20 protein-coding genes are annotated in these 16,289 nt (G+C 48.0%); all 20 read left to right on the top strand.

Annotated features, from left to right (window positions below):
* The first annotated feature begins 41 nt into the window (after positions 1-41).
* Positions 42-1,352, top strand: a complete 1,311-nt coding sequence (gene der, locus D3D03_RS06125) for a ribosome biogenesis GTPase Der (protein ID WP_026832696.1) — start codon at positions 42-44, stop codon at positions 1,350-1,352.
* A 17-nt stretch (positions 1,353-1,369) separates the two neighbouring features.
* Positions 1,370-2,395, top strand: a complete 1,026-nt coding sequence (locus D3D03_RS06120; protein ID WP_199700005.1) for an NAD(P)H-dependent glycerol-3-phosphate dehydrogenase — start codon at positions 1,370-1,372, stop codon at positions 2,393-2,395.
* Positions 2,396-2,434: 39 nt separating this feature from the next.
* Positions 2,435-2,611 (top strand): DUF2768 domain-containing protein, encoded by a 177-nt coding sequence (locus tag D3D03_RS06115; protein WP_035387604.1) that lies wholly within the window; start codon positions 2,435-2,437, stop codon positions 2,609-2,611.
* Complete coding sequence (locus D3D03_RS06110) at positions 2,608-3,342, top strand: hypothetical protein (RefSeq protein ID WP_026832699.1); 735 nt, start codon at positions 2,608-2,610, stop codon at positions 3,340-3,342. The genes D3D03_RS06115 and D3D03_RS06110 overlap by 4 nt, the downstream gene beginning before the upstream one ends.
* An 85-nt stretch (positions 3,343-3,427) precedes the next feature.
* Positions 3,428-3,700, top strand: a complete 273-nt coding sequence (locus D3D03_RS06105; RefSeq protein WP_012370671.1) for an HU family DNA-binding protein — start codon at positions 3,428-3,430, stop codon at positions 3,698-3,700.
* Between the two features lie 142 nt (positions 3,701-3,842).
* Positions 3,843-4,421: a heptaprenyl diphosphate synthase component 1 gene (locus D3D03_RS06100; RefSeq protein WP_026832700.1), complete on the top strand. Its 579-nt coding sequence runs from the start codon at positions 3,843-3,845 to the stop codon at positions 4,419-4,421.
* A gap of 22 nt (positions 4,422-4,443) precedes the next feature.
* The gene (locus D3D03_RS06095) at positions 4,444-5,151 is read left to right on the top strand and encodes a demethylmenaquinone methyltransferase (protein ID WP_119923159.1); all 708 of its coding nucleotides are present in this window, start codon (positions 4,444-4,446) and stop codon (positions 5,149-5,151) included.
* Between the two features lies 1 nt (position 5,152).
* A complete protein-coding gene (locus D3D03_RS06090) occupies positions 5,153-6,115 on the top strand; it encodes a polyprenyl synthetase family protein (RefSeq protein ID WP_035387605.1) in 963 nt (320 codons plus the stop codon).
* Positions 6,116-6,207: 92 nt separating this feature from the next.
* The gene (gene ndk / locus D3D03_RS06085; protein ID WP_026832703.1) at positions 6,208-6,624 is read left to right on the top strand and encodes a nucleoside-diphosphate kinase; all 417 of its coding nucleotides are present in this window, start codon (positions 6,208-6,210) and stop codon (positions 6,622-6,624) included.
* Between the two features lie 139 nt (positions 6,625-6,763).
* Positions 6,764-7,537, top strand: a complete 774-nt coding sequence (locus D3D03_RS06080; RefSeq protein ID WP_026832704.1) for a CheR family methyltransferase — start codon at positions 6,764-6,766, stop codon at positions 7,535-7,537.
* Between the two features lie 21 nt (positions 7,538-7,558).
* On the top strand, positions 7,559-8,713 hold the full coding sequence (gene aroC, locus D3D03_RS06075) for a chorismate synthase (RefSeq protein ID WP_026832705.1): 1,155 nt from the start codon (positions 7,559-7,561) through the stop codon (positions 8,711-8,713).
* The gene (locus D3D03_RS06070; RefSeq protein ID WP_119923158.1) at positions 8,710-9,768 is read left to right on the top strand and encodes a 3-dehydroquinate synthase; all 1,059 of its coding nucleotides are present in this window, start codon (positions 8,710-8,712) and stop codon (positions 9,766-9,768) included. The genes aroC and D3D03_RS06070 overlap by 4 nt, the downstream gene beginning before the upstream one ends.
* On the top strand, positions 9,759-11,003 hold the full coding sequence (gene aroA / locus D3D03_RS06065; RefSeq protein WP_119923157.1) for a 3-phosphoshikimate 1-carboxyvinyltransferase: 1,245 nt from the start codon (positions 9,759-9,761) through the stop codon (positions 11,001-11,003). Before D3D03_RS06070 ends, aroA begins: the two co-directional genes overlap by 10 nt.
* 53 nt (positions 11,004-11,056) lie before the next feature.
* Entirely contained in the window at positions 11,057-12,319 is a 1,263-nt protein-coding gene (locus D3D03_RS06060; protein ID WP_026832708.1) for a tetratricopeptide repeat protein, read from the top strand.
* A 28-nt stretch (positions 12,320-12,347) separates the two neighbouring features.
* On the top strand, positions 12,348-12,875 hold the full coding sequence (locus tag D3D03_RS06055) for a ReoY family proteolytic degradation factor (protein ID WP_026832709.1): 528 nt from the start codon (positions 12,348-12,350) through the stop codon (positions 12,873-12,875).
* A 189-nt stretch (positions 12,876-13,064) separates the two neighbouring features.
* Positions 13,065-13,505 carry a DUF2487 family protein gene (locus D3D03_RS06050; protein ID WP_026832710.1) on the top strand — a complete coding sequence of 147 codons (441 nt, stop codon included), beginning with the start codon at positions 13,065-13,067 and terminating at the stop codon, positions 13,503-13,505.
* 104 nt (positions 13,506-13,609) lie between these two features.
* Entirely contained in the window at positions 13,610-14,116 is a 507-nt protein-coding gene (locus tag D3D03_RS06045; RefSeq protein WP_012370659.1) for a ubiquinol-cytochrome c reductase iron-sulfur subunit, read from the top strand.
* A 3-nt stretch (positions 14,117-14,119) separates the two neighbouring features.
* Complete coding sequence (qcrB, locus tag D3D03_RS06040) at positions 14,120-14,791, top strand: menaquinol-cytochrome c reductase cytochrome b subunit (protein ID WP_012370658.1); 672 nt, start codon at positions 14,120-14,122, stop codon at positions 14,789-14,791.
* Between the two features lie 40 nt (positions 14,792-14,831).
* Positions 14,832-15,623: a menaquinol-cytochrome c reductase cytochrome b/c subunit gene (locus D3D03_RS06035; RefSeq protein WP_026832711.1), complete on the top strand. Its 792-nt coding sequence runs from the start codon at positions 14,832-14,834 to the stop codon at positions 15,621-15,623.
* Positions 15,624-15,679: 56 nt separating this feature from the next.
* The gene (locus tag D3D03_RS06030) at positions 15,680-16,285 is read left to right on the top strand and encodes a DUF1405 domain-containing protein (protein ID WP_026832712.1); all 606 of its coding nucleotides are present in this window, start codon (positions 15,680-15,682) and stop codon (positions 16,283-16,285) included.
* Positions 16,286-16,289 lie beyond the last annotated feature (4 nt).

The raw sequence follows: 16,289 nt of genomic DNA, 5'->3' as shown, positions 1-16,289 counted from the left end.
AGAACGGCTATGAAGCGAGAGAAGAGAAAGAAGGTGTTGGGATGGCAATTCCAGTAGTGGCGATCGTAGGTCGCCCAAATATCGGAAAGTCGACGATTTTTAACCGGGTGATTGGAGATCGGGTTTCGATCGTAGAAGACAAGCCAGGCGTTACCCGCGACCGTATATACGGAACTGGAGAATGGCTGAATCGTCATTTTCATTTGATTGATACAGGTGGAATCGAAGTCGGGGATGAGCCCCTACTTCAAATGATGCGTCATCAGGCGGAGCTCGCCATTGATGAAGCAGACGTAATTATTTTTATGGTTAACGGACGTGAAGGCATTACGGCGGCGGATGAAGAAGTCGCAAATATGTTGTTCCGTTCAAACAAACCCGTTGTCATTGCGGTCAACAAAGTCGATAACTTTGAAATGCGGGATTTGATGTATGAGTTTTATTCGTTAGGATTCGGCGACTTGTATCCAATTTCCGGAACGCATGGTCTCGGACTTGGAGATATGCTTGACCGTGTCTTGGAACTGGCACCGGATAAAGAAGACATCGAATACGATGAAGATACTATTAAGTTCGCTTTAGTCGGACGTCCGAACGTCGGGAAATCAAGCATGACGAATTCGATTCTCGGAGAAGAACGTGTCATCGTCTCAAGCATCGCCGGTACGACACGCGATGCGATCGATACACCGTTCTCACGGGACGAACAAGAGTACGTCATCATTGATACAGCCGGTATGCGTAAACGCGGAAAAGTCTATGAGTCAACAGAACGATTCAGCGTCATGCGGGCTCAAAAAGCAATCGAACGGGCAGATGTTGTCTGTGTCGTATTAGATGGCGAAGAAGGCATCATCGAACAAGATAAAAAAGTCGCAGGATATGCTCATGAAGCCGGACGCGCAATCGTCATCGTCGTCAACAAATGGGACGCTGTCGAAAAAGATGATAAAACGATGAAAAAAATGGAAGAAGAAATTCGCGAAGAATTCCGATTCCTGGATTATGCACCGATCGTTTTCGTCTCGGCGAAAACAAAACGTCGTTTACAGACATTACTTCCTGTCATCAAACAAGCGGCGAAGAGTCACGCACAACGGATTCAGACAAGTGTCTTGAATGATGTCATCGTCGATGCAGTAGCGATGAATCCTGCACCAACAGATAAAGGGGTTCGTTTACGCATCAATTACGCGACTCAAGTCGCATCACGACCACCGACGTTCGTTCTGTTCGTCAACGATCCGGAATTATTGCACTTCTCATATAAACGTTATCTGGATAACCGGATTCGTGAAGCCTTTGATTTTACAGGAACACCGATTCGGATTCTGGCACGTCAAAAACAATAAGGACAAGGTGAATCATGATGAAAAAAATCGCAGTCATTGGAGCCGGGAGTTGGGGAACGGCACTTTCGCTCGTTTTAGCAGATAACGGTCATGAGGTCGTCCTCTATGGTCGCGACCAAAAAAATGTGGATGCCATTAATCAAAATCATGAAAATACGCAGTTCTTACCAGGTGTGACGTTGCCGGTTTCACTCCGGGCCACAACCGATTTAAAAGAAGCAGTTGCAGGGGTGTCGCATATTTTGATCGTGACCCCTTCTTCTGCGATTCGTTCCGTGTCCCGCCAATTAAATGGCTTGTTGACGGATCCGGTCGTATTGATTCACGCGTCCAAAGGAATCGAACCAAAAACACACTTGCGTCTATCCGAACTGATGGAGGCGGAAATTGATCTGTCCAAACGCTCGGCCATCTGTGTCTTGACGGGACCTTCGCATGCGGAGGAAGTCGCATTACGTAAACCGACGACGGTGACGGTTGCTTCAACTGATATGGAAGAAGCGGGACGTGTCCAGGAATTATTTACGAATGACAATTTCCGTGTGTACCTGAATGCCGATATCATCGGTGCTGAGCTAGGCGGAGCGTTTAAAAATATCATTGCCTTAGCTGCCGGTATGGCTGATGGTCTCGGGTACGGCGATAATGCGAAAGCGGCTTTGATTACCCGGGGGATGGTTGAAATTGCTCGACTTGGTACATTGTTTGGCGCCAATCCGATGACCTTCACGGGTCTGACAGGCATGGGTGATTTGATTGTCACTTGTACATCCGTCCACAGCCGAAACTGGCGGGCGGGAAATGCGATTGGTCGTGGTGAAAAGCTGGAAACAGTCCTTGAAAACATGGGGATGGTCGTTGAAGGTGTTCGCGCGACACAGGCTGCTTATGATTTGGCGGAGACCAAACAATGTGAATTACCGATTACGACGGCACTTTATCATGTCTTGTTTGACGGGCATACCCCGGCAGAAGAAGTACAGAAGCTGATGCGTCGTCCGCAAAAAAATGAGATTGAACATCTGTTTACGATCAAAGATTAACGGAGTGGGGTGGAAACCTTGAGTCCAGGATTAATAAAAATGTGGATTTCGTTTGCCGGGATCGGTTTGTTTGCCATCAGCGTCTTATTGGTGACAATCAGTCGAACGAAGTTATCCGGAGCTTGGCAGTTTTTGATGTCGACTCTCGCCTTTCTTTGTTTTATCGTGGCGTCGATCATCATGGTCTTTATCGTCATGGCAGGACCAAGCGCATGAAAAAAATAGCGATTATCTTGATGCTTGTCCCAGTGATGCTGCTATCCGGTTGTTTATTCCCGGATAGTCAAAAACCGTCGAATCGTGTCCCGTACCCGGAGCAAATTCGGACGGTCCAAACTGCGGTCGAAGCCTATCAAAAAGATACAGGTGTTTTGCCAATCAAAACCCGGGAAGCCGATACGCCGTTGATGGAACGGTATCAGATCGAACTCGGTCGTCTTATTCCGCGATACATGAGTGATCCGCCTCCGAACAGCTTTGAAGGTGGTGGAACCTTTATTTATCTGTTGGTCGATGTTGATCAAAAACCGACCGTCAAGTTGATGGATTTACTTGTAGCAGAGGAACTTCAAAAACTACAGGTCCGGATCGATACGTACCGGAAGAAAAATGAGAAGTATCCGTTTAAAGGATCGATTGGTAAAAATCAGTTTACGCTTGACTACAAAAAACTGTTTATTAAAGAAGAGCCGACTGTTCCGAGTCCCTATTCGGATGAACAGCTCTCGATCTATGTAGACGGACAAGGGCAACTCTTTATCAACTATTTGCCTGAACTCGAAAAAGCGGTCCAAACCGCGAAGAAAAAGCCGAAAGTCGGTCAAGATATTCGTCATTTGCTCTATGATGACCAACCTTTTGTTCCCGCTTACTCTCAAAGCTATACAATTAACAAAAAAGGCGAACCTGTGTTTTCTGAGGAATCGATCGAAGAATCAGAAAATTGACGGTAATTCTAACGAAAATGTTGTAATATCAACGTTTATAAGTTATGATTAGCCTCGAAGAAGTGATTGGGAGGGGGTGAACGTAATGAACAAAACTGAACTCATTCAAGCAGTTGTCGAAAAATCAGGTCTGACTAAAAAAGACGTGACGAAAGTTGTTGAATCAACATTCGAATCGATTACTGAGACACTTCAGTCTGGAGAAAAAGTCCAATTGATTGGCTTTGGTAACTTCGAAGTCCGTGAACGCGCAGCTCGTAAAGGTCGCAACCCACGTACAAAAGAAGATATCGAAATCCCAGCAAGCAAAGTACCTGCTTTCAAACCAGGTAAAGCATTGAAAGATGCTGTCAAGTAATCCGGCTACATAGTCGTTCGAGGAATTCCTCGGACGGCTTTTTTTGTGGGCATTGAGAGACGAGAAAAGGGATTGATTATGGTATATTAAAAAAGAAGAACATCCATCAACGAGATGGCACTGGAGATCGGGGGGTAAAAGCATGAATCATCAAGAGCTGCTCGTGGAAGAAATGATCACCGCACTCACTACGAAACAAACAACACAATTGGCTCGACATGTGGATTTCCCTTCCATCGATCGTGAACAGATCAGTTGGTTGATCGATGTCGCCCAAAATGAAACGTTCGCATGGCAATCGCTGGTCAAGAGCGTTCATCATGCGCAAGTTGCCTTGTTATTGCATGAACGTGTCGGGGAAACGAAAAGAGGCTCCAAAGAACGGCAATTGCTTGTCTTAGCAGGTGATTTGTTCTCGAGTTACTTTTTTGAGGAGTTAGCGTCTCTTCCTCAAACGGCCCTTGTTTCACTGGGACGAACCGTTCAGCGTGTCAATGAAGCAAAGTGTGCGCTTCATGAAGAAAACTATGTGTCGACCGAAGACTACGTTTTGCTTTGGTTGACGGCAGAATTTGGTCTTGTTCAAGGGTTGGCAGCAATCAGCGGCAAAGACTGGTTAACCGAGCAGGGACAACGATTGATCCGGAAGCGGGCACAGGTATTGAATCCTAGTGCGCAACAACTGTTATTATCACATCTGGAACAGATGGCAGTAGCGTAATATCTTCGAAAGGGTGAACTGCGTGCAGACACAAGAAAAAGAGAAAAAAGTATATGAAGTATTCCAATCAATTTCGACCAATTACGATCAAATGAATTCCATCATCAGCTTCCGCCTGCATAAATTATGGAGAAAAGAGACGATGCGCCGGATGAACGTTTTTCCGGGAGCCAAATGTCTCGACTTATGTTGCGGAACAGCGGATTGGACGATTCAATTAGCAAAAGCAGCCGGACCGACCGGCGTCATCAAAGGTCTTGATTTTTCAGAGAACATGCTGAAGGTCGGCGTCGATAAAGTCGAAGCTCTTGGCATGAAGAATGTTGAACTGATTCATGGGAACGCAATGGAGTTGCCGTTTGGCGATCATTCATTTGACTACGTGACAATCGGATTCGGGTTACGTAATGTTCCCGATTACCTTCAAGTCATCAAGGAGATGCATCGTGTGCTAAAACCGGGCGGGACAGTCGTTTGTCTAGAGACAAGCCAACCAACCGCGCCGTTGTTTAAAGAAGCCTACTCGCTCTACTTTGGCAAAATCATGCCACAAGTCGGCCGTTTGTTCGCGAAGTCGTATGACCAATACAACTGGTTGCAAGAATCAACGGAAGTGTTCTTGGACCGTGTTGAACTGAAGCAATTGTTTGAACAAGCCGGTTTCATGCAAGTTGAAGTGAAAGCATTTGCAGGTGGGGCGGCTGCGATGCACCTCGGAAAGAAGTGGTGAGATGTCACTGCATTCAATTTATCGTGATGTAACAAAAGAAGTAAATCTCGTCGATCGCTTTTTGGTCAGTCACATCGCTTCCGATGACCCGACGATTGATGCCGCAGGCCAACAGTTGTTGCAAGCAGGTGGAAAGCGGATTCGACCAGCATTCGTTTTGCTTGCTTCTAAATTTGGTCAAGCCAACCGTGACGAACTGGTTCGTGTCGCGGCAAGCCTGGAATTGATTCATATGGCTTCTCTCGTTCATGATGATGTGATCGATGATGCGGAACTACGGCGGGGTAAACCGACCGTCATGCAACATTTTGATGAAGAGGTCGCACTCTATTCCGGTAATTATTTGTTTGGAGAAGCCGTCAAACTGATCGGGGAAGTCGGAAAACCGGAACTGGTTCAAGTGATGGTCCATGCGATGCGTGAAATCTGTGAAGGTGAAATCGAACAGATTTACGATCAGTATGATTGGGAGCAATCCATTAAACGCTACATTAAGCGGATTGAACGGAAAACAGCGATCCTGATTGAAGCAAGCTGTCATCTAGGGGCAATTGTCGCCAACTGTTCGCCGGCAGATACAAAGGCTTTACGTCAATTTGGACGTGACATCGGTCTGGCTTTTCAAATTGCAGATGACTTGCTTGATTTTACGGCGAAACGGACCGAACTTGGGAAACCGGTCGCCGAGGACTTGCGGCATGGACACAAGACGTTGCCTGTTTTTTATGCAGCGGAAAATCCAAGTTTCTTTCAGGAACTTCAGAAAATCCAGTCGATGCCGACGCATCAAGAAGTAGCACCAGTGCTTGAGCTTCTTCACCAAACGGATGCCCTGGAGCGGACGCAACGAACGGTCGACTTGTATATCCAACGGGCCATTCACCGGCTCGATCACCTCCCTAAATCTTCAGCCAAACGTTCCCTCGAAGAAGTGGCTCGTTATGTGGGAAAACGAAAAGGATGAAAAACTGTAAAAAATTTCTTGCCGCTCGTCTCATTACACAGTAAAATAGCTATGTAAGCGCTTTTATCTGTATTTCATAGGGGGAACTAGTAATGGAGCAAACATTCTTAATGGTAAAACCAGACGGCGTTGAACGAGGATTGATCGGGGAAATCATTGCTCGCATCGAACGTAAGGGGTTTGTGATTCGTGAGATGAAGATGATGCAGGCAACGGAAGAATTGGCACAAGCACACTATGCAGAACATGCGGAAAAACCATTTTTCGGAGAGTTGGTCACTTTCTTGACATCAGGTCCGGTCGTTGCGTTGCGTGTTGAAGGTACGGACGTCGTCACCGTCTCACGGATGATGATCGGGAAAACAAAACCAACAGAAGCAATGCCGGGGACGATTCGTGGGGACTTCGCCAACACGATGAGTGAGAACGTCATCCATGGCTCTGATAGTGTTGAGAGCGCGGAGCGTGAACTCAGTCTTTGGTTTCAAGGACAGCCTTTAAACGTATGATGGAATCAAAACGGTTGAGCCAGTGCTCAATCGTTTTTTTTGTTTTTTGGAAAGGAAATGGCTTTATGCTAAAATAGAAAACAAGACATGGGTCAAAGTAAGGCGTGACCCGACAGAGAGAGGATTTGTGAGGTGGATTATGCAAGATTATGAGCTTTTCATCCAACGTTTCTTAAAAAAATCAGGAATTGATTTAGGGCAATATAAAGAAGCACAGATGAAACGACGATTAACCGCATTACGTGATAAAAAAGGGCACAGTACATTCGCGTCTTATATGCAAGCGATGGAAAAAAGTTCAACACTATACGAAGAGTTTTTAGACCGGATGACGATTAACGTCAGTGAGTTTTTCCGCAATCCAATCCGGTGGCAACAGTTGGAGCAAGATATCTTACCAGTGCTGCAAGCGCGGGCGCACGGGAGGATCCGGACGTGGAGTGCTGCGTGCTCAACAGGAGAAGAACCGTATTCGTTGGCGATGATTTTAAACGAAAAAATGGATCCGGCTCAGTTTACGATTCAAGCAACGGATCTAGACGATATCGTGCTTGAAAAAGCCAAGCAAGGCCGATACGGAGCGTCGGCGCTAAACGAAGTGGTGGAATCTCGAAAAAAGCGATACTTTATTGAACAAGACCAACAGTTTGAGGTCGTGCCGGAAATCAGACGCCTTGTTCGATTCAGCAAACATAATTTATTAGGCGACCGTTACGACACGGGATTTGATCTCATTATTTGTCGTAACGTCTTGATTTATTTTACGGAAGAAGCGAAAGCACATGTTTACCGCTCTTTTGTCGAGGCACTGAAACCGGGCGGCATTTTGTTTGTCGGCGGGACGGAGCAAATTTTCCAACCCGAACGATTTGGTCTGAAGATGCGCCAAAGCTTTTTCTACGAAAAAATTTAACCGGATGAAGGGATGGAACATATGCGCTACATGACAGCAGGAGAATCACACGGTAAAGGATTATCAGTCATCATCGAAGGTGTTCCTTCTGGGTTAACGATCGATTTTGAACAGATCCAACGCGAAATGAAACGACGTCAAGGTGGATACGGGCGAGGACGACGGATGCAAATCGAGCAGGATTCGGTGGACGTCCGTGGTGGGATTCGGCACGGCTATACGACAGGCGCACCGATCAGTCTGTTCATTGAAAATAAAGACCATACACACTGGACACAAGTCATGCAGGCTGAACCGTTGACGGAAGAACTGGAACGTCCGCGGACGTTGACTCGACCAAGACCGGGACATGCCGATCTCGTCGGAGGATTAAAGTTTGGTCACCGGGATTTGCGGGATGTCCTGGAGCGTTCATCCGCTCGTGAAACGGCAGCACGTGTCGCCGTTGGGGCAATCGCCAAACAATTACTCGATCAACTCGGCGTCGATGTCTTCTCGCACGTCCGTTCGATCGGCGGAGTTGATGCTTCGGTCGTGAATCCGATGGAACACCGGGAGACGATTGAAGCCTCTCCTGTTCGTTGCGCTGACAGTACGGCAGCCGATCACATGATGCAGGCGATCGATCAAGCCAAAAAAGATGGCGATACGTTAGGGGGAGAAGTCGAGGTCGTCGTGACCGGTCTTGTTCCCGGTATCGGTTCGTTTACGCAAAATGAAACGAAACTCGACAGCCGGATTGCCCGGGCGGTCATCAGTGTCAATGCGATGAAGGCTGTCGGATTCGGAGACGGATTTGATCTGGCGCGCCGTAAAGGGAGTACGGTTCAAGATGAGATTCTCCATGATGAGACCGGATACTTCCGCAAGACGAATCATCTGGGGGGGATCGAAGGTGGTATGTCGACAGGGATGCCGATTCGTGTTCAAGTGGCGATGAAGCCGATCCCGACGTTGTATCGTCCGCTTCAGTCCGTCGATATTGAGACGAAAGAGCCGTTTGTTGCGCAAATCGAACGCAGTGATGCCTGTGCCGTTCCAGCGGCAGCCGTCGTCTTGGAAGCTGTCGTAGCGGTGGAAGTGGCGGGGGCAGTCCTCGAGATGTTCGGCAGTTCGACGCTCGAACGTCTGAAACAAAGTCTTGCGGCTTATCAGGAGGAGGTGCGTCTCTTTTGACGCATCTGCAGATCCAGGCAAGCCGTCCTTATACGGTATATATCGAGCCCGGTGCCGTCAACCGGTTGACGGAAGTGCCGGCAGCCCATGAGGCAGATCAATTTTGGATCATTACCGACCAAACAGTGGCGGCGTTACATGGCACAACGTTAAACGAACAACTGGAGCAATGTTTTCCGGAGAAGACACGGTTACTCAGCCGTGTCGAGCCGGGAGAAACAAGCAAGTCTTTATCAGTGTACCAAACGTTACTCGAGGACGGCGTCAAACAAGGAGCGACACGACGCACCTTGATTTTGGCAGTCGGCGGAGGAATGATTGGTGATTTGGCAGGGTTCGTTGCTGCAACTTTTTTGCGGGGAGTGCCCTTTGTCCAAATTCCGACGACTTTGCTTGCCCATGATTCGAGTGTCGGTGGGAAGGTTGGATTAAACCTACGTTGGGGTAAGAACTTAGTGGGGGCATTTTATCAACCGTCTGCTGTTTTATATGACGTGACGTTTTTACACACTTTATCTGACCGCGAATGGAGAAGCGGTTTTTTTGAATTACTCAAACATGGTTTTCTGGCTCGCCCGTCGTTTGCTCCTGCTCTTTTGGCGCTCGACTTGGAGGCGGTCAAACAGTTACCGATGGAGGATTGGCTTGCATCAGGCATTGCCGTCAAACAACGCATCGTCGAACAGGATGAGCGGGAAAGCAGCATCCGTGCTTTCTTAAATTATGGTCATACATTCGGGCATGCGGTCGAATACGTCAGTCCCGGCTTATCCCATGGGGAAGCAATCGGAATTGGTCTGGTGTTCGCGTCGTTGTTGGAAGATAATGAACGGCAGGCAGAACAGCTGGTGGAGCTGATGAGACGACTGGGAATGGTGTTACCGAAACGACGTCCATTCGAGGTCTATTTGGATTTCATGAAACGAGATAAAAAAAACAATGCATCGATTCGATTTGTCTTACAACGGCAGGATTCATTTACCTTGGAAGAAATCGATGAAACACGGTTACGTGATACGTACGATCAAACGGTGAGGTGTTTACAATGGGATTAAAAGGAACAGTCAAGGTACCAGGTGATAAATCGATGACGCATCGCGCCTTTTTAATGGGTGGGATTGCAGAAGGTACGACGGTCATCACGAATGCGTTGATGGGAGCAGATTGTCTGGCTTCTCTCGCAGCGGTAGAGGCAATCGGTGCTCGAGTGGAACGGACGGAGCAAGATATTCAGATTACAGGAACGGACCAGTTAAAAGCGGCCACCATCGATTGCGGGAACTCGGGAACGACGATTCGTTTACTGAGCGGTATCTTAGCGGGCGGTCAGGAAACCTATACGTTGACGGGAGACGCTTCGTTGCAAAAACGTCCGATGGATCGGGTTACGGTTCCCCTGGCGACGCTTGGCGCGACAATTGAAGGGAACTATGCCCCGTTGACAATCCATGGGCAACATTTAGTCGGGACAAGCTACACGTTGCCGGTTGCCAGTGCGCAAGTGAAGAGTGCCGTTCTGTTGGCTGGATTGTTTGCGACCGGAGAGACGACGGTCATTGAACCGGTGTTGTCGCGTGATCATACAGAACGGATGTTGCCGAAGTTTGGGGTTGAAGTCACCATTCAAGAGCAGGAGCACGGACGGCAAATCCGCTTGCAGGGACCGGCTCGTCTGCAGGCGACGACGATCGATATTCCCGGCGATCCGTCTTCGGCTGCTTTTTGGTGGACAGCTGCGACACTCGGGCACGACAGTTCGATCACGACGGAACATGTTTTGATGAACCCGACGCGGATTGGTTTTCTTCAAGTGTTACGTCAAATGGGAGCGAGTGTCGAAATTTCGAACCGGCAAGAAACGGCCGGAGAAGAAACGGCAGACGTCACCTTAGCGACGACATCGCTTCAGGCGGTGACGATTGAAGGCGAACAAATCCCGTCGTTGATCGATGAAATTCCGTTGCTTGCCCTCCTTGCGACGCAAGCGGACGGCCGGACGATCATTCGGGATGCAGCGGAATTGCGGGTCAAAGAAACGGACCGAATCGAAACTGTGGTGACGACACTCCGGCAGATCGGCGCGACGATTGAAGCGACGGCGGACGGGATGATCATTGATGGTCCGACACCGTTGACAGGTGCGACCGTCGACAGTGCCGGTGATCATCGTCTGGCGATGATGTTGACGATTGCTTCGACATTACAGCCGGAAATTCAAGTGCTCGGGAATGAAGTAGTTGAAGTCAGCTACCCAACGTTTTATGATGATTTAAAGACCTTACAACAATAAGCAAACCTCTCCGTGCAATAGAAATTGAAATAGTAGAAAGTGAGGCGTTTGCCTTGAACGAAGACGTATTAAAACAGATAGTCGAAAGCCTGGAACACGGTCACACGTCAGAAGCCTTGGTGGCACTGGAACAACTCGAGAAAACAGGAACAGACGAAGACCGTCTGGCAGTGGCGGATCTTTATATCGAACTGGGGTTATCCGATCGTGCCGTTGACATACTGGCGCCCCTGTATGTCGATTATTCAGGGAATGCCGGCGTTGCCTTGTTGCTCGCTGAATGTTATATCGATTTGGATCGGGAAGAAGAAGCGATCACCGTCCTGGAGCAGGTGGATACATCCGACATCGAAAACGGTCCGCGGACATTGGTTTTGTTAGCGGATCTCTACCAGTCGCAAGGACTGGATGAAGTGGCGTTAGCCAAATTGAAGGAAGCACGGGATTTGGCACCGGATGAGCCGTTGCTCGCGTATGGACTGGCAGAATTGTACATGACGTTAGGCGCCTTTGATCAGGCGGTTCCGTTGTTTGCTGAAATTGCAGCCAATCCTGTTCTCCGGGAAGAATTGCCGCTTGATGCGCTCTACGCAGAGTCATTGGCGATGATCGGAGAATTCGAAGAGGCAATTCCGCTGTATGAACGTGCCGTCGCTGAACGCTCCGATCTGCATACGCTGTTTGGTCTTGCGATGACTGCACACCGGGTCGGTCAGCACCAAAAAGCGGTCGAGACGTTCAAACAGTTGATCGCACAAGATCCGGACTACACGTCGGCGTATGTACCGTATGCGGAGAGCCAGTCGGAACTCGGCTTGACGAAGGAAGCGTTAAACGTCATCAAACAAGGGATCGAGCGTGATGACTACAACGATGAATTGCGGACGATGGAAGCCCTGTTCTTGTTGAAGCTTGGTGATCGCGAAGGCAGTGTGAAAGCATTACGTGAGGCACTCGCCCTGAATCCGGAATCCTTGCTCGCCGCTGAACGGTTACTGGCGTTACTGGCTGAGGATGAAGATCATGAAGCGACGCTTGAGACGATTTCCGCCATCGAAGAACATGTCACGGCTCCGATTTTGACGTGGTACCGGGCCCGTTCCCTTTATGCGTTAGAGGAATATACAAACGCGATGGAGAAATATGCACAAGTCGAGTCTGCTTTTGCGGACGATGCGTTGTTCTTGAAAGAATACGGGTATGCCTTAGTAGAAGAAGGACGCCGTGAAGAAGGACAGACGTTGTTACGTCGAGCGGCAGGCTTGACACCAGAAGATGCAGATTTAGTCGACTATGTCGAACGAATGGATGGATGACTTCACGGGAGAAGGGAGTAGGATTGAGATGACAGAGAGAAAGCAGCGTTTCTTGCGCCGCATCTTGACCTATTATACGTTGAAACGTCGGGAATCGAAATGGATCATTGATTATTGGCTTCGTAATGAATCGAAGCTGGATCGTGTTCATTTTGTTCAAAATGCCATGTTTGCGCCAAAAGCGATGATCATCACGACATATGGATTTGATGCCGACCCTTTTCTATTTAAAAAAGGTGAAGTCAAAACAACGGATCCCGAAAAAGCCTATCACGACATCCGCTTGACGGATGAAGACGTTTATATCGAACTGAATTTCCAAGGGATGATGATGGATGATGAGTACCTGTCCTTGTTGGAAGAAAATCCGTTCCGTCCAGAAGTCGCCGTCGAACCGAAATTAGTGGACGAAGCGATGAACTTTATTGCGGCGACCGTCAACCGGCAGGAGGAAGAACGTCTGATCCGATTGATTGATGAGGCGCTTGACGCCCGTGATAAAAATCGTTTCCAGTCCCTTTCGGACGAATTGCGTCTGATTCGCAGCCAACTGTAAGAATTGAAGATGATGGCCCCCTTCATAAAACAAGAAGGGGGTTTTTTGAGAAATTGAAAGTAAGGATAAAATATGAAGAAAAATTGAATGGAATTTCATAAAACGTTCACATTAGGCAAGCAGTTATAAATGCGGATATGATACATTAAATGTGACGAATTGTATGTGAACAGGAAAGGGGGAAATGACTTGCGTTTCAAACCATCCGATGTTCAAAGGACGAGAAACGAACAGGCGTACATCGATACGTTGATTGTCCCATTGATTCCCGTCGGATTTGACGAAGCGATGCATGCTTTTGCAGAATGCGCAGACATGACGATGACCGTCGCGACAGAAGTCGAACGGCAATTGTCAGGTCGAGCGATGCTCGTCCCGCCGATGACGTACATCGGTGTCCCGTCAGTCGATCAGTTAACCAGTTGGGAGCAAGCGGCATCTGCCGAACAATTTCGATTTGTGACGTTCATTACTGCCGATTTACGGTGGAAAGAGACATCGGTCGAGGACATCATTTATGTCCCGCGTTTATCGCTTGAGACGATGAGTCGCGATCAACAAGGTCAGATGGTCGGGAATTTTGTCGGACAAGTCCTAGAGCAGTTAGGAAACCGTTGGACCGCGCTATGAAGCGGTTGACGCAATGATTTTATTAAGATACTATTACCATGTGAGAAATTTGTGTGAAGTACTGTGGTCTTGGGGCACAGCGTACATCACGAGGGGGGATCGAGATGGCTCAAAACGGGTCTAACGTAACACGTCGTCAGTTCTTGACGTATACATTGACTGGAGTCGGCGGCTTTATGGCGGCGACAATGGTCATGCCGATGGTCAACTTCGCAGTTGATCCAGTCCTGAAGAAATCAGGGGCAGGCGATAAAGTAAAAGTAATGAAGTTGTCGGATATCACGACAGAACCAAAACGGGTTGACTTCAAGAAACAAACACAGGATGCATGGTATGAGTTTGAAGAAACATTGTCTGCATGGGTGTTTAAAAACGATAAAGGTGAGATTTTAGCATTATCACCGATTTGTAAACACTTAGGTTGCCAAGTCAGTTTCGGATCTGATCCGACGCACCCGGAACAATTCTATTGCCCATGCCACTTCGGTCGTTATACGAAAGATGGCGTCAACGTACCAGGTACGCCTCCGACGAAACCGCTCGATGGCTATGAAATGCAAGAGAAAGATGGTTTCCTTTACTTAGGTAAACCAGTCGAAAGAGGTGCGTAAGCGATGATGCAAAAAATTTATGATTGGATTGATGAGCGGGTAGACATTACACCGCTTTGGCGAGATATCGCTGATCATGAAGTTCCAGAACACGTTAACCCGGCTCATAACTTCTCCGCATTCGTTTATTGTTTTGGCGGGCTGACGTTCTTCACGATCGTCATTCAGATTCTTTCGGGAATGTTTTTGACGATGTATTACGTACCGGATATCATCAATGCGCATGCGTCCGTCTACTACCTTCAAAATGAAGTGGCACACGGTCAAATCGTTCGTGGTATGCACCACTGGGGCGCATCTGTCGTCATCGTAATGTTGTTCTTACATACATTACGTGTCTTCTTCACAGGTTCATACAAAAAACCACGTGAATTGAACTGGGTCGTCGGCGTTCTGTTATTCTTCGTTGTCTTAGCGCTCGGTCTGACAGGATACTTGTTGCCATGGGATATGAAAGCATTGTTCGCAACGAAAGTTACGATTCAAATTGCCGAAAGTATTCCTGTCATCGGTGGTATCGCAAAAACACTCCTCGCGGGTGGAGAAATCGTCGGTGCAAGTACGATCGCTCGATTCTTTGCGATTCACGTCTTCTTCCTTCCTGCAGCATTGTTCGTCTTGCTCGGGGCCCACTTCATGATGATCCGCAAACAAGGGATCTCTGGACCACTTTAAACCGACAATTACTTTAGACAACTAAAAGGGGGAGAACACGATGCATCGTGGTAAAGGAATGAAATTCGTCACCGATTCACGGGTGTCGATCAACAACCGGATGCCGAACAAGTCAAAAGACTATTCGGAATATCCAGGTCGGACGGAAGCGTTCTGGCCAAACTTCTTACTTCGCGAATGGATGGTAGGAGCGGTCTTCTTGATCGGCTTCATGACTTTGACAATCGTTGAAGCAGCACCACTTCAAAATATTGCTGACCCGACGAATACGTCGTACATTCCACTTCCGGACTGGTACTTCCTATTCCTCTATCAGCTCTTGAAATACCAATTTGCAGCGGGTCCGTACATTTTAATGGGAACAGTCATCCTTCCAGGTCTAGCGTTTACAGCACTTCTTGTTGCGCCATGGCTTGACCAAGGATTGGAACGTCGCCCGGCAAAACGTCCGATCGCAGTCAGCATGATGCTTCTTGCAGTCGTCTCGATTGTCTTCTTGACATGGGAATCTGTTCAAACAACACACTGGGATACCATCCATAAACAAGGTGAGTTGACGATGAACGAAGGTCCGGAAATCGATACGGCCGCTAAAGGATTCGAGATCTACTCGAATCAGTCATGTGTCAACTGTCACGGGAAAAACCTCGAAGGTGGAGCAGCGGCTCCGGCCCTCGTCGGTACCCAAAAGACAGAAGAAGAAATTTATGAGATTGCAGATAAAGGGATCGGATCGATGCCTGCTGGACAATACAAAGGTTCAGATGCAGATCGTAAAGAACTCGCTAAATTCATCGCTTCTTACGGTGAAGGCGGAGAGAACAATAAATAAGACAACCGACCGGGGGAATTTTCCTCCGGTCTTTGTCTATCATGAGGTGAAATGACGTGCCCTTGTTCCATCTACTCAAACATAAAGCGGTGCTTTGGCCGCTTGCCTTGATCAACTTGGCCGGTACTTTATACGGGTACTACTGGTATGAGCCGCAACTGGCGATGTCGAAATGGTATTACTATCCCTTCATTCCGGACAGCCCGACCGCGTCACTCTTTTTTACAATCATCCTCTTCCTGTGGATTTTTAATCGTCGTTCCCGTTTGTTCGAAGCCCTCGCCTTTGTCACCTTAATCAAATACGGGGTCTGGGCAGTCGTCATGAATGCTTTGATGCTGAATGAACTCGGCACCGGTGATGCCTTTTTGACAGCCATGGCGCTGATGCTGATGGTTTCCCATGGAGCGATGGCGTTCCAAGCACTTCTGTATGTCCCGTTGATGACGTTTCGTGTCAAAGAACTGGTTCTTGTCGCCGTCTGGGTCATTCATAACGATGTCGTCGATTACGTGCTCGGACAGTGGCCGCGTTATCCGGCGCTGGCAGAACATATTCAGTGGATCGGATACGGTTCGTTTTGGTTGACCGGATTATGTCTTTTGATGGGATATCGGCTTGTTGCACGCGATTCAATTGACAATAAGTTCACTCGAACATAAAATA

It is taken from the genome of Exiguobacterium sp. RIT452, from assembly GCF_003598705.1.
Taxonomy (GTDB): Bacteria; Bacillota; Bacilli; order Exiguobacteriales; family Exiguobacteriaceae; genus Exiguobacterium_A; species Exiguobacterium_A undae.
Note: the sequence above shows the minus strand (reverse complement) of the source record. Positions and strands in the feature narration are given on the sequence as shown.

Bases quoted from the DNA above. Each gene is read 5' to 3' on its own strand.
- der (WP_026832696.1), top strand. From the start codon at position 42: ATGGCAATTCCAGTAGTGGCGATCGTAGGTCGCCCAAATATCGGAAAG.
- aroA (WP_119923157.1), top strand. From the start codon at position 9,759: ATGGGATTAAAAGGAACAGTCAAGGTACCAGGTGATAAATCGATGACG.
- ndk (WP_026832703.1), top strand. From the start codon at position 6,208: ATGGAGCAAACATTCTTAATGGTAAAACCAGACGGCGTTGAACGAGGA.
- D3D03_RS06115 (WP_035387604.1), top strand. From the start codon at position 2,435: ATGTGGATTTCGTTTGCCGGGATCGGTTTGTTTGCCATCAGCGTCTTA.
- D3D03_RS06110 (WP_026832699.1), top strand. From the start codon at position 2,608: ATGAAAAAAATAGCGATTATCTTGATGCTTGTCCCAGTGATGCTGCTA.
- D3D03_RS06055 (WP_026832709.1), top strand. From the start codon at position 12,348: ATGACAGAGAGAAAGCAGCGTTTCTTGCGCCGCATCTTGACCTATTAT.
- D3D03_RS06035 (WP_026832711.1), top strand. From the start codon at position 14,832: ATGCATCGTGGTAAAGGAATGAAATTCGTCACCGATTCACGGGTGTCG.
- D3D03_RS06045 (WP_012370659.1), top strand. From the start codon at position 13,610: ATGGCTCAAAACGGGTCTAACGTAACACGTCGTCAGTTCTTGACGTAT.
- D3D03_RS06105 (WP_012370671.1), top strand. From the start codon at position 3,428: ATGAACAAAACTGAACTCATTCAAGCAGTTGTCGAAAAATCAGGTCTG.
- D3D03_RS06100 (WP_026832700.1), top strand. From the start codon at position 3,843: ATGAATCATCAAGAGCTGCTCGTGGAAGAAATGATCACCGCACTCACT.
- D3D03_RS06120 (WP_199700005.1), top strand. From the start codon at position 1,370: ATGAAAAAAATCGCAGTCATTGGAGCCGGGAGTTGGGGAACGGCACTT.
- qcrB (WP_012370658.1), top strand. From the start codon at position 14,120: ATGATGCAAAAAATTTATGATTGGATTGATGAGCGGGTAGACATTACA.
- D3D03_RS06090 (WP_035387605.1), top strand. From the start codon at position 5,153: ATGTCACTGCATTCAATTTATCGTGATGTAACAAAAGAAGTAAATCTC.
- aroC (WP_026832705.1), top strand. From the start codon at position 7,559: ATGCGCTACATGACAGCAGGAGAATCACACGGTAAAGGATTATCAGTC.
- D3D03_RS06080 (WP_026832704.1), top strand. From the start codon at position 6,764: ATGCAAGATTATGAGCTTTTCATCCAACGTTTCTTAAAAAAATCAGGA.